The 11,755-nt window shown below is 69.2% G+C and carries 9 protein-coding genes, 1 tRNA gene and 1 pseudogene; 1 reads left to right on the top strand and 10 read right to left on the bottom strand.

Features of this window, described 5'->3' with window-relative positions; translation table 11 throughout:
* From L8H00_RS10550 to pnuC, 5 genes and pseudogenes are all read right to left on the bottom strand, one after another.
* Positions 1-144, bottom strand: a pseudogene (locus L8H00_RS10550) (IS5/IS1182 family transposase); the annotation flags it as partial.
* Between the two features lie 16 nt (positions 145-160).
* Positions 161-589, bottom strand: coding sequence for a LuxR C-terminal-related transcriptional regulator (locus L8H00_RS10545; protein ID WP_347340723.1), 429 nt, complete (start codon positions 587-589; stop codon positions 161-163).
* A 275-nt stretch (positions 590-864) separates the two neighbouring features.
* The gene (gene lepA / locus L8H00_RS10540) at positions 865-2,676 is read right to left on the bottom strand and encodes a translation elongation factor 4 (RefSeq protein ID WP_242097258.1); all 1,812 of its coding nucleotides are present in this window, start codon (positions 2,674-2,676) and stop codon (positions 865-867) included.
* Between the two features lie 41 nt (positions 2,677-2,717).
* Positions 2,718-3,245 (bottom strand): AAA family ATPase, encoded by a 528-nt coding sequence (locus tag L8H00_RS10535; RefSeq protein WP_242097257.1) that lies wholly within the window; start codon positions 3,243-3,245, stop codon positions 2,718-2,720.
* The gene (gene pnuC, locus L8H00_RS10530; RefSeq protein WP_242097256.1) at positions 3,242-3,820 is read right to left on the bottom strand and encodes a nicotinamide riboside transporter PnuC; all 579 of its coding nucleotides are present in this window, start codon (positions 3,818-3,820) and stop codon (positions 3,242-3,244) included. Before pnuC ends, L8H00_RS10535 begins: the two co-directional genes overlap by 4 nt.
* Before the next feature lie 169 nt (positions 3,821-3,989).
* Here pnuC and L8H00_RS10525 point away from each other — a divergent pair.
* Positions 3,990-4,066 (top strand) — tRNA-Pro (locus tag L8H00_RS10525).
* A gap of 7 nt (positions 4,067-4,073) precedes the next feature.
* Here the strand turns inward: L8H00_RS10525 and L8H00_RS10520 are convergent.
* Genes L8H00_RS10520 through L8H00_RS10500 form a run of 5 tightly spaced genes read right to left on the bottom strand, consistent with a single transcriptional unit; the run spans position 4,074 to position 11,681 of the window.
* A complete protein-coding gene (locus L8H00_RS10520; RefSeq protein ID WP_242097255.1) occupies positions 4,074-4,892 on the bottom strand; it encodes a DUF815 domain-containing protein in 819 nt (272 codons plus the stop codon).
* A gap of 31 nt (positions 4,893-4,923) precedes the next feature.
* On the bottom strand, positions 4,924-6,921 hold the full coding sequence (locus tag L8H00_RS10515) for a tetratricopeptide repeat protein (protein WP_242097254.1): 1,998 nt from the start codon (positions 6,919-6,921) through the stop codon (positions 4,924-4,926).
* Positions 6,914-8,275: a PEP-CTERM-box response regulator transcription factor gene (prsR, locus tag L8H00_RS10510; protein WP_242097253.1), complete on the bottom strand. Its 1,362-nt coding sequence runs from the start codon at positions 8,273-8,275 to the stop codon at positions 6,914-6,916. Before prsR ends, L8H00_RS10515 begins: the two co-directional genes overlap by 8 nt.
* Positions 8,272-10,296 carry an XrtA/PEP-CTERM system histidine kinase PrsK gene (gene prsK / locus L8H00_RS10505; protein WP_242097252.1) on the bottom strand — a complete coding sequence of 675 codons (2,025 nt, stop codon included), beginning with the start codon at positions 10,294-10,296 and terminating at the stop codon, positions 8,272-8,274. Before prsK ends, prsR begins: the two co-directional genes overlap by 4 nt.
* Entirely contained in the window at positions 10,293-11,681 is a 1,389-nt protein-coding gene (locus L8H00_RS10500) for a TIGR03013 family XrtA/PEP-CTERM system glycosyltransferase (protein ID WP_242097251.1), read from the bottom strand. Before L8H00_RS10500 ends, prsK begins: the two co-directional genes overlap by 4 nt.
* Between the last annotated feature and the right edge of the window lie 74 nt (positions 11,682-11,755).

Raw genomic sequence — 11,755 nt, 5'->3', positions numbered from 1 at the left:
CCCGTCGCCGTACGCCAGCGCCTTCTCCAGCGCCGGGCGAAATATCTCGAAGTCTACTACCCGGCCCATCGTCTCCAGCGGGTCCCCGCAATCCGACAAACGCCTCAGCTGATCCGATAACCCGAACAATCCCGCCTGACGCATCTGCCGCCTCCTGCCGTCAGGCGCATTGAATCATCTCCGGCCGGATCGCGCCAGGGTTATTGGGGGTGCCCAGGTGAATGCCCGCGATTGCGCCTGCGGCTATGAACGCTGTCAGCATGGTTAGGGATCTCCAGCGGCTCGGAAAACGCGAGCTCTTCGTCGCCCCATCGTGGGACGGCCTCGACCCTTTCGGCGCAGCAGGCACGAACGGAACACCAGTTTTTGTGGGTACAAAATTTTTGGAAGCTTCGATCTCGGCCAAGAGCCGCGCCGCACCTCTGCTGCTGCTTGACTGCGTTTTCGCGCGAGCCTCCCGAAGGCGCTCGTTAATCGTATGAACTGACAAGCCGAAGGACGTGGCAGCACTCTTCACGTCGTGCCCCTGCGTTAGCAGCCGCAAGACCTCCCGCTCTCTTTCATTCAAACCGAAAGGCGCTTCTGACACGACGATCCTACCGAGTCCGCGTTGTTGGCGATGGCTCAGTACGCTGCCGTATCGTTTATCGCCATTCCCGATCGGGCATCATAGTGGGAAGCCGATCCAATGCGGTTAGATGGCGGTGGCAACCTTGGTGGCAATTGCCCAAACGCGTTCCCGGTGCCGTTTCCCGACTTCACCATTGCAAACGGAGTTATCGAACGCGTTACCCGAAGTGACCGGCTCGCACCGGCAGGCGAAATCGGCCTCGTCGTCCGCCCATGCCCCCCCGCCCTCGCCCATCAGGCGTCGTCACCCATCCGAAGCGCTGCGATGAAGGCTTCCTGCGGGATGCTGACCGAGCCATATTCGCGCATCTTCAGCTTGCCCTTCTTCTGCTTGTCGAGCAGCTTGCGCTTGCGGCTGGCATCGCCGCCATAGCATTTCGCGGTCACGTCCTTGCGCATCGCGCTGATCGTCTCGCGCGCGATCACCTTGCCGCCGATCGCCGCCTGGATCGGGATCTTGAACAGGTGGCGCGGGATCAGCTCCTTCAGCCGCTCGCACATGCCGCGCCCGCGCACCTCGGCGGTGCCGCGGTGGACGATCATGCTGAGCGCATCGACCGGCTCGTCGTTGACCAGGATCGACATCTTGACGAGATCACCCTCGCGGTAGCCGATCTGGTGATAGTCGAAGCTTGCATAGCCCTTTGACAGCGATTTCAGCCGATCGTAGAAATCGAACACCACTTCGTTCAGCGGCAGCTCGTAGGTCGCCTGCGCGCGGCCGCCGACATAGGTGAGGTTCTTCTGGATGCCGCGGCGATCCTGGCACAGCTTCAGAATGCTGCCGAGATATTCGTCGGGCACGTAGATCGTCGCCTCGATCCACGGCTCGGCGATGCTGGCGATCTTGTTGGGATCGGGCATGTCGGCGGGGTTGTGCAGCTCGAGCTGGCCCTGGTTGTGCGCCAGCTCGATCTCGTACACCACCGAAGGCGCGGTGGTGATGAGGTCGAGGTCGTATTCGCGCGTCAGCCGCTCCTGGATGATCTCCAGATGGAGCAGCCCCAGGAACCCGCAGCGAAAGCCGAAGCCCAGCGCCGCCGACGTCTCCATCTCGAACGAGAAGGACGCGTCGTTCAGTCTGAGCTTCGAGATGCTCTCGCGCAGCTTCTCGAAGTCGTTGGCGTCCACCGGGAACAGCCCGCAGAACACCACCGGCTGCACCTCCTTGAAGCCGGGCAGCGCCTCGAGCGCCGGACGCTTGGCATCGGTGATCGTGTCGCCGACGCGGGTCTGCGCCACCTCTTTGATCTGCGCGGTGATGAAGCCCATCTCGCCGGTGGCGAGCTCGGTCAGTTGCTCGATCTTGGGCCGGAAACAGCCGACGCGGTCGACGAGGTGCACCGTCCCCGTTTGCATGAACTTGATCTGCTGGCCCTTCTTCAGCACGCCGTCCATCACGCGCACCAGAATGACGACGCCGAGATACGGATCGTACCAGCTGTCGACCAGCATCGCCTTCAGCGGCGCCGCCGGATCACCCTTGGGCGGCGGGATCTTCGTCACGATCGCCTCGAGGATGTCGGCGATGCCGATCCCCGATTTGGCGCTCGCCAGCACCGCCTCGGACGCGTCGATGCCGATCACGTCCTCGATCTCCTTCCTCACCTTTTCGGGTTCGGCGGCGGGCAGGTCGATCTTGTTGATGACCGGCACGATCTCATGGTCGTGCTCGATCGACTGGTAGACGTTGGCGAGCGTCTGCGCCTCGACGCCCTGCGCGGCATCCACCACCAGCAGCGCGCCCTCGCACGCGGCCAGGCTGCGGCTCACCTCATAGGCGAAATCGACATGCCCCGGCGTGTCCATCAGGTTCAGCACATAGGCCTCGCCGTCCTTGGCGGTGTAGGCCAGGCGCACGGTCTGCGCCTTGATCGTGATGCCGCGTTCCTTCTCGATGTCCATGTTGTCGAGCACCTGCTCGGACATCTCGCGCTCGGTCAGGCCACCGGTCTGCTGAATCAGCCGGTCGGCGAGCGTCGACTTGCCGTGATCGATATGCGCGATGATCGAGAAGTTGCGGATGTGCGCGAGGTCTGTCGTCATGCGCGGCCGTTAGCACTCTGCGGCGCTCATGCCAAAGCCTCTCAGCCCGGCTCGCGCGCCACCCGTTCGATCGCCCGCAAAGCCTGGAGATACCGCGCCGACCCCTCGCCGCCGACCAGCGCCCAGCATACCCCGCGCCGCTCCAGTTCGGCGCGCGACAGTTCGAAGAAGCGCCGGCGGTCGGCCGCCGCGCCGAACATCCGCGTGCCGTCCTCCACCCAGGGCAGGTCGATGTCGAACAGCAGATAGAGATCGGCATAATTGTCCCAGCGATCGAACCAGGGATCGCGGCGGCCGAACAGCATCTGCGCCCACACCGCCGTCATCAGCGGATCGGTATCGAAGATCACCGGAAGCTCGCCCGACGCGACCGCGGCCCGGGTCTTGGCGTCATGCGCCTTGGCGATCACGATCAGGTCCGCCATCGTCAGGTCGGTGCCGAACGTCTCGCAATAGGTGCGGCCGAATTCGGCGATGCACTGCGTGTCGAAATGCTTGGCGAGCCGTGGCGCCATGGTCGATTTGCCCGTGCTTTCGGGGCCATGAAGACAGATCGAACGAAGCTTCACGCCGACACCCCCCGCTCCTGCCGGCCCCGCGCCACCTGCCAGCCGATCAGCCCCCGGATCGACAGCACGAGCAGCACGAGGTACAACGCCCCCGTGAGCCAGAGCTGCTTGGCGCAATAGAGCGGCACCGCGGCAAGGTCGACCGCGATCCACAGCCACCAATTCTCGATCGCACGCCGGGCGAGCATCATCTGCGCCGCCACCGAGCAAATCGCGACGCACGCATCCCACCACGGATAGGCCGCATCGGTGAACCGGTGCATCAGCAGGCCCCAGCCGAGCGTCGCCGCTGCGCAGCCCAGCACCCAATAGCCGCGCGCGGCCCAGGAAAGCCGTTCGACGATCACCGTGCCGGCCTGCGCGCAACCTCGCGCCCAATGCACCCAGCCATACAGGTTCACGACGAGGAAAAAGCCCTGGAGCAGCATGTCGCTGTAGAGATGCGCGCGGGCGAAAACGATCGCGTAGATCGTCACCGCGACGAGCGCGAACGGATAGTTCCAGATGCTGCGCACCGCGAGCAGCGCCACGTTTGCGATCACGAGCACGGCGGCGAGCGCCTCGATCGGGTTCACGGCCAGGTCCGGAAGCGGGTCGTCATCTCGGGCGCATCGCCTTGGTGTCGCCGCGCCGCGCTAGCGAAACGGCCCGGCCGCGACAAGCCCGCTTGCACCCGCCCGCGACGCTGGCTATAGGCGCCGCTCCAAGCACGGTCCCGCCCCATGGCGAGCGGCCGGACTCCGTCGGGGAGTAGCTCAGCCTGGTAGAGCACCGTCTTCGGGAGGCGGGGGCCGGAGGTTCGAATCCTCTCTTCCCGACCATTTCGCTTCAGCCGGCATCTGCGCCGTGAAGCGCACGCCCGGCGCGCCCGGCCAGATCCACGATATAATGCCAGGCCACGCGGCCCGACCGGCTGCCGCGCTGGGTCGCCCAGCGCACCGCCTCGTCGGGATCGTAGTCGAGCCCGTGCGCGGCGGCATAGGCGGCGACGATCGTCAGATAGCCCTCCTGGTCGAGCACATGGAAGCCGAGGCTGAGGCCGAAGCGATCGGCAAGGGCCAGTTGGTCGTCGACCGAATCGCGCGGGTTGATCGCGCTGTCCTGCTCGGCCAGATCGCGCACGACCAGATGCCGGCGGTTGGCGGTGACGATCAGGCGGACATTGGCCGGCCGGGGCTCGGCCCCGCCCTCCAGCAGCGAACGCAGGGTGCGCGCTTCGGCGGGCGCATCGAATCCCAGATCGTCGAGGAACAGCGCGAAGCCCCGCGGCACGCCGGCCAGGCGCCCGAAGAGCGCCGGCAGGCTGGCGAGCGTCGCCACCTCGACCAGCGCGAGATCGCCGCCCTCACCCTGCACGGCCGCCACCGCGCTTTTCACCAGCGCCGATTTGCCCGTGCCGCGCGCGCCCCATAGCAGCACGTCCTGCGCGGCATGGCCGGCCGCGAGCCGGCGCAGATTGGCGACGAGCGCGGCCTTTTGCCGATCGATGCCGTGCAGCATCGCGAGCGGCAACGTTCCCGCGCCCCGCGCCGCGGCCAGGGTATCGCCCCGCCAGAGATAGACCGGATGCGCCGAGGGGTCGGCCGCCGGCGGCGGTGGTGGCGAGAGCCGCTCGAGGGCGGCGGCGATGCGCTCCAGGGGATCCATGCGACGTTCGTAAGGCGATGCGACGCCGGCGTCAGCCCCCAAGCTGGCGGCGATGCGCGGCGATCACCGCATCGCCGGGCGCCAGCGCCACGGCTTCGTCGAGCAATTGCCGCGCGCCGTCGTCGTCGCCCGCGGCATCCAGCGCGACCGCATAGGCGTCGGCGGCATCCGCGTTCATCGGGCGCAGCGCATGCGCCGCCCGGCCATAGCTGCGCGCGATCGCGCCGTCGCCGCTGCCCGCATAGGCGCGCGCGAGATCGGCGAGCACCGCAGCATCGCGGTTGCCGATCGTGCGGCGGACGCCTTCCAGCGTGTCGATCGCCGCATCCCACTGCCCCGCGGCGACCTGGAGATGCCCCTGAAGCCGCCGCGCGACGAGGCTTTGCGGATTCTGCGAGAGATAGAGCGCGAGCGTCGTCGTCGCATCGCGCTGGCGCCCGGCGCGGCCGAGCGCATCGACCAGCCGCAGCATCGTCGGCTCGTCGAAGGCGAGATCGGCGGCGCGGCCATAGGCCGTCGCGGCGTCCGGATAATGGCCGCCGGCCGCGAGCACGTCGCCCCAGGCGAGCTGCGCGGCCGGCGCACCCGGTGCGGCGACGACGAGCGCGCGCGCCTGTCGCGACGCCCCCGCCAGATCGCCCGCCGCGATCCGCCCGCGGATCAATCCCAGCGCGTAAGCCGGGTCGTTCGGCGCCTGGGCGGCGCCTGCCACCAGCACGCCCAGCGGATCGGCGGGCGCGAAGCTCGCCGCCGCCGCCACGGCGCCGGTCTGCGCGCGATCGCGAAGCTGGGCCGCGCCCACCGCATCCCCCGTCGCATCCGCCGCCGCCGCCGCCACGCCGAGCGAATAGCCGTCGGCATCGCCCCGCACCAGGATCGGCCGCAGCGTATCCAGCGCACCCACGGCATCGCCCGATCGCAGCAGTGCCGCGCCCAGCAATCGGCGCGCCACCACGTTCATCGGCTGGAGCGCCACGAGCCGGCGCCATTTCTCGATTGCCTGTTCGGTCTTGCCCTCGGCTGCATCGAGCGACCCGGCGAGCAGCAGGGCACCCGGCAGATTTTCGAGCCCGCCATTCGCCTTGGTCAGCAGGCTGCGCGCCAGCACGCTGTTGCCCGCACGCGCCGCGAGCACCGCCTGGAGATACAGCGCCTGCGCGCTGCCGGGGCGCGCGGCGAGCGCGGCGCGGCTGTCGGCCAGCATCGCGGCGTTGCGGCCAAGATCGCCGAGCGTCGCAGCGCGCTCGATCAGCGCGGGATGGTAATAGGCGTCGCGCGCGACCGCTGCGTCGAACCAGGGCAGCGCCGCGACCGGACCATAGCGTTTGCGCACGATCTCGCCCTGAAGCGTCAGCGCGGCGGGCTCGCGCGGCGCCAGCGCCGCGGCACGCGCGGCGGCATCGGCCGCGCCGCCCACCTCGCCGGCATCGAGACGGATGCGGCCGAGATCGGTCCAGGCGGCGGCATCGCGCGGATCGGCGTCGAGCACGCGGCCGATCGCCGCCTGCGCGCCGACGCGGTCGCCCTTGGCCGCCATCGCCCGCGCGGCGATGCGCATGGCATAGGCGGCGTAGCGCGGCGGCGCCTTCGCCGCCTCGGCCAGCGCGCCCGGCACGTCTCCCTGAAGCAGCCGCGCCTCGGCGAGCAACTGGTGCGTGCGATCGGCCGGCAGCCCGGCATCGCGCGCGCGCGTCAGCTCTCCCTCCGCCGCCAGCCCCTCGCCGAGCTGAAGATAGGCGCGCGCGAGCACCGCATGCGCGATCCCCGATCGCGGCTCGGCACGCACGGCATCCAGCGCATGGTTGCGCGCCGCGCTGTAATTGCCCGCCTCCAGCGTCGCGCGGGCATCCGCGAGCGCGCGCAGCGCACCGGGAGGGGGCTGGCGCTCCACCGCCACGATCGCGCCGAGCACCGCGACCAGGCACAGGGCCAGCACGGCGAAAAGCCGCACGCGCCGGCCGATCCGGATGCGGGGGACGGTCGGGCCGCGGCGGCGGCGCTGCAACAGCGGATAGGTCGCGTCAGCCATGGAGATCGTAGCTCTTCAGGAGGTCGTAAAGCGTCGGTCGGCTGATGCCGAGCAGCCGCGAGGCACCGGAAATATTGCCGTCGGCGCGGGCGAGCGCGCGGGCGATCGCGCGCCGGTCCGCGCTTTCGCGGGCGGCACGCAGGTTGACGATCGAATCGTCGCCCGCCGCCTTGTCGGCCAAATCGAGATCGGCGGCGGTCACATGCTTGCCGTCCGCCATGATGACCGCGCGTTTCACCCGATTTTCGAGCTCGCGCACGTTGCCGGGCCACGCCCAGCCGTCGATCGCGGCGCGGGCATCGGCGGACAGCCCGGTCACCGGCCGCTTCATCGCCGCGGCGTGGCGCGCCACGAACACGCGGGCCAGCAGCGCGGCATCGCCCGATCGTTCGGCGAGCGCCGGGATGCGCACGACGATCTCGGCCAGCCGGTAATAAAGGTCCTCGCGAAAGCTGCCGGCCGCGACCATCGCGTCGACATCCTGGTGCGTCGCGCACACGATCCGCGTGTCGATCGGGATCGCCTTACGGCCGCCGATCCGCTCGATCGAGCGCTCCTGCAGAAATCGCAGCAGCTTTACCTGCAGCGGCAGCGGCACATCGCCGATCTCGTCGAGGAACAGCGTGCCGCCATGCGCCTGCTCGATCTTGCCCTCGGTCGTCTTCACCGCTCCGGTGAACGCGCCCTTCTCGTGACCGAACAGCTCGCTTTCGAGCAGCGTCTCGGGGATCGCCGCGCAGTTGATCGCGACGAAGCGTCCGCGCGCGCGCGGCGACGCATCGTGCAGGCCGCGCGCGAGCAGTTCCTTGCCTGTCCCGCTCGCCCCTAGCAGCATCACCGATACGTCGGCGGGCGCGACGCGCTCCAGCGTGCGGGTCACCGCCGCCATTTCGGGCGAGGCGGCGATCAGCCCGCCAAAGCCGCCGCTGCCGAGCCGCGCGGTGAGCCGCCGGTTCTCCGCCTCCAGCGCATGGACGTGGAAGGCGCGCGCGACGATCCGCCCCAGCGCGTCGATGTCGATCGGCTTGGCGTAGAAATCCCAGGCCCCGTCGGCGATCGCCTGAAGCGCGCTCGCGCGGGCGCCATGCCCCGATGCCACGATCACCTTGGTCGCCGGCGCGAGCGCGAGGATGTCGGCCAGGGTCGCGAACCCCTCGGCGGTGCCGTCGGGATCGGGCGGCAGGCCGAGATCCAGCGTCACGACTGCGGGTTCGTGGAGGCGCATCGCCGCCAGCGCCTCGGCACGATCGCCCGCGGTGACGACCTCATAACCTTCATAGGCCCAGCGCAACTGGCGCTGGAGGCCCGCATCGTCCTCGACGATCAGGAGTTTCGGCAGGATCGGGCTGGTCATGCGGCGACCTCCATCGCAGGCGCGGCGGGCAGGACGATGCGGAAGCAACTGCCCTCGCCCGGATGGCTGGTCACCGTCATCGTGCCGCCCATGGCGTGGACGAGCTGCTTGGCCTCGAACGCGCCGACTCCGAAGCCGCCCGGCTTGGACGAGACGAAGGGGCGGAACAGCTCGTCGCGGACAAAGCCCGGCGTCATGCCGCAGCCGCCATCCTCGACGCCGATGGCGATGCCATGGCCGTCCTGCGCGGCGGTGACGGTCACCGGGCTACCCGGCGCGCTCGCCTCGCAGGCGTTCTGGATCAGGTGGCCGAGCACCTGTTCGAGCCGGCCGGGCTGCGCCAGCGCGAGCGGGGCACCTTCGCCATGATACAGGATCGGGTGGGTGCGCGTGCGCGCCGCGATCCGCGCGGCGATGGCGGCCACGTCGACGGGCGCGCGCGATTCCTGCGGCGGCGCATGATGCTGCGACAGCCGCGCGAGCAGCGCGTTCATGCGGCCGGCCGAATCCTGCAGCGTCGCCACCATATCGGCGCGGAAATCGGGGTTGTCGGCATGGCGTTCGGCGTTGCGCGCCACGAGGGTCAATTGGCTCACCAGATTCTTCACGTCGTGCAGGATGAAGGCGAAGCGGCGGTTGAACTCGTCGAAGCGCTGCGCATCCGCCAGATCGGCCTGCGCGCGCTGCTCGGCGAGATAGCTCGCCGCCTGCGGCCCGGCGACGCGGAGCAGATCGAAATCCTCCCAGTCAAGCGTGCGGTCAACCGGCGGCCGGGCGAGCAGGATCGCGCCCACCAGCGATCCGAGATGCAGCAGCGGCACGATCGCCCAGGCATCCACGCGCACGATCATCCAGCGCGGCAGGCCCTCGGCGTCCGCCGCCCCCTTGCCCGCGCGCACCGCGTCGATCTCGATGATCCGCCCCGTGGCCAGATGCCGCGCATAGGCGTCATCGACGCCGCCGCTCGCGTCCCAATTCCAGGCCGCTCCCGCTCCCAGGGCGCCGCCGTCCGGCACCAGCAGCAGGCCGGCGGGGGCATCGACCAGATCGGCAATCGCCTTGACGACGCGCTCGTCCAGTCCGGCGCCGACGCCCGGCCGGCCCAGCGTCGCCGTGAAGCGCTGCCACTCGACGCGATAGTCGTAGCGATGGCGAAACAAATGCTTGGCGAGCTTCACGCGCAGCCACGCCCGCAGCCAGGGGGTGGACAACAGGGTGAGGAGCGCCACCGCCGCCCCCAGCACGATGGCGGTCTGCACGATCCGCGCCTGCGCGCCCGCCACCCGCTCCGCCAGCGTGGTGAGCACGATCGTGATGCCGACATAGGCGATCGCCGCCACGCCGGAGAGCGTCCGCACCGCCGCCGTTCGCGACACGGCGAAACGGCCGTCGCCCGGATGCTCGGTGGCGACCGCCAGCATCAGCCCGACGCCGATCATCGCCGCGCCGCGCAGGATGACGAGCAGGCCGGGATCGACGCGTGCGTAGAGCGCCACCAGCAGCAGCACGTCGACGCTCCACATGATGCCGAGCGCCATCGTCGCCACCTGCACGCCGCTGCGCGCCGCGGCACGCGCTGCGTCGTTGAGCTGGTGGACGAGCACCAGCGCGCCCACGGCCGCCATCATCCGCAGCAACAGCCTGGCGTCGACGACCGCGGCGAGCGCGGTGGGCCCGATCGGCGCGGCGGCGATCGCGGCCAGTGCCGCGCCGATCGTCGTCAGCGTTACGATCGCCACATACAGGCTGGCGAGCGGACGCGTGCCGAGCCGGTCGCGCCGGACGAGCAGATAGAGCGCCCCCAGCCAGGTGAGATCGCGGATCGCCTCCACCAATTGCGTGCTGAAATCCCAGGCGCCGATCCCCGCCACCGCCAGCGCCCAGAAGGCGGTGGCGAACAGCGCGGTGACGAACGCGCGCCTCACCCATCGCCCCTGCGATTGCGCGAGCTGCGCAATGGCCAGCGTGCCGAAAACGAGCGCGGCGAGCGCATGGCTCCACAGGATCAACTGCGCGATCATCGCGCGCCGCTCGGCCAGAGCACCACGCGCAGCGTCTGGAGGAGGATCAGCAGATCGAGAAAGGGCGAGTAATTCTTCGCATAATACAGGTCGTATTCGAGCTTGTGCCGCGCATCCTCGACCGATGCGCCATAGGGATAGTTGATCTGCGCCCAACCGGTGATGCCCGGCTTCACCATATGCCGCTCCGCATAATAGGGTAGCTGCTGCTCGAGCTGCTCGACGAATTGCGGCCGCTCGGGACGGGGGCCGACGAAGCTCATCTCGCCTTTCAGCACGGCCCAGGTCTGCGGCAGCTCGTCGATCCGCACCTTGCGGATGATGCGGCCGATCCGGGTGACGCGCGGATCCTGCTCGGCCGCCCACACCGCCTGCCCCGCCACTTCCGCGTCCTGACGCATCGACCGGAGCTTCACGATGTCGAAGCCTTGGCTGTACAGCCCGACGCGGCGCTGCCGGTAGAAGACGGGGCCGCGCGACTCGATCCGGATCGCCACCGCCGTCAGCAGGACGATCGGCAAGGTGAGGATCAGCAACACGAGGCTCGCGACGATGTCGAATGCGCGCTTGGCGATGCTCGACAGCATCCGCCCGCTCGCGAAACCGTCCGAGAAGATCAGCCAGGACGGGTTGACGCTGTTCAGGTCGATCCGCCCCGTCTCGCTTTCGAGGAAGCTCGAGATATCGGACACGGCGACGCCGGTCGTCTTCACGCGGAGCAGGTCCTTCAGCGGCAGCGCGTTGCGGCGTTCCTCCAGCGCGAGCACGATCTCGGTGGCGCGCGCATCGACGACATGCGCCGACAGATTGGGAATCGCTGCGCGCGGGACCGCGTCGCTGACGGCGGGTGCGCCCTCGCTCATCGCGACGAACCCGGCGACGATGAAATTGGCGCCGGGCTTAGCGGCGAGGTCGCGGATCTGTGCCGCGCGCGCACCGGCGCCGAGCACCACGATGCGCCGCTTGAACGTCTCGCCACCCAGCGCCCGCCCCAGCAGAGCGCGCACCACCACCAGCGAGACGGTCGCGATCACCATCGCATAGAGCAGGTTCGATCGCCAGAAGGTCAGCGTCGGCACCAGGAAGAAGATCAGCGAGAGGAAGATGACGCCGAGCGACACCGCCACCGCCAGCCGCGCCGCCGCGAAGCGGAGCGACAGGAACGATGCCGCGGTATAGGCGCCCACCGCGACCAGCGCGATCTGAAGCGCGGCGGCAAACACCACGATCTGCGGGATGCGTTCGACGATCGGGCCCGCGCTCATGCCGATCTGGTGCGCGCGTACCACCCAGCCGGCTTCGGCCGCCGCCATCAGCAGCACCGCATCGACCAAGCCCAACAGCAGCACCGCTTGCGGCACATAATGCTTGAACACCCGGATCATGGTCGCGCCATCCTGCTGACTGGAGGTGTAAGCAAATCCGACACGTACTCGCGCTTAACCGTAAATGGCGAATA

The sequence above is a fragment of the Sphingomonas sp. CROZ-RG-20F-R02-07 genome (genome assembly GCF_022662335.1).
Taxonomy (GTDB): Bacteria; Pseudomonadota; Alphaproteobacteria; order Sphingomonadales; family Sphingomonadaceae; genus Sphingomonas.
This window is presented reverse-complemented; position numbering and strand designations above follow the sequence as displayed.

Bases quoted from the DNA above. Each gene is read 5' to 3' on its own strand.
- lepA (WP_242097258.1), bottom strand. From the start codon at position 2,676: ATGACGACAGACCTCGCGCACATCCGCAACTTCTCGATCATCGCGCAT.
- L8H00_RS10515 (WP_242097254.1), bottom strand. From the start codon at position 6,921: ATGGCTGACGCGACCTATCCGCTGTTGCAGCGCCGCCGCCGCGGCCCG.
- prsK (WP_242097252.1), bottom strand. From the start codon at position 10,296: ATGATCGCGCAGTTGATCCTGTGGAGCCATGCGCTCGCCGCGCTCGTT.
- prsR (WP_242097253.1), bottom strand. From the start codon at position 8,275: ATGACCAGCCCGATCCTGCCGAAACTCCTGATCGTCGAGGACGATGCG.
- L8H00_RS10520 (WP_242097255.1), bottom strand. From the start codon at position 4,892: ATGGATCCCCTGGAGCGCATCGCCGCCGCCCTCGAGCGGCTCTCGCCA.
- L8H00_RS10500 (WP_242097251.1), bottom strand. From the start codon at position 11,681: ATGATCCGGGTGTTCAAGCATTATGTGCCGCAAGCGGTGCTGCTGTTG.